Here is a 231-nt window from a genome sequence, read left to right on the forward strand (position 1 = left end):
CCAGACCACGGATCGCAACAAGAATATGGCCGCCGAGGCTCCGGCCGAATTCGATGCACTGGCAAGACGCTTGGTGGAGGAGATGCCTGACCGCCTCCAGGAAGAGGCCGATCCGGTCGCGCGTATATCCATCTTTGGTTTTCCGGCGCAGTTTGGCGCTCTGAAGGAGCAAATTACCAATTTCATCGCCAGCCTGTTCGATCCGATCCGCAGCCAGGTGAATGTCAGCTT

At 57.6% G+C, this 231-nt stretch carries 1 protein-coding gene; it reads left to right on the forward strand.

Going from position 1 to position 231, the window contains the following annotated elements; all coding sequences use genetic code 11:
* Window positions 1-231 (forward strand): type VI secretion protein IcmF/TssM N-terminal domain-containing protein (locus EOB49_RS36005; RefSeq protein ID WP_164782035.1); only part of this gene is annotated, 231 nt, incomplete at both ends.

The sequence above is a fragment of the Mesorhizobium sp. M7A.F.Ca.MR.148.00.0.0 genome (assembly GCF_003997735.1).
Classification (GTDB): domain Bacteria; phylum Pseudomonadota; class Alphaproteobacteria; order Rhizobiales; family Rhizobiaceae; genus Mesorhizobium.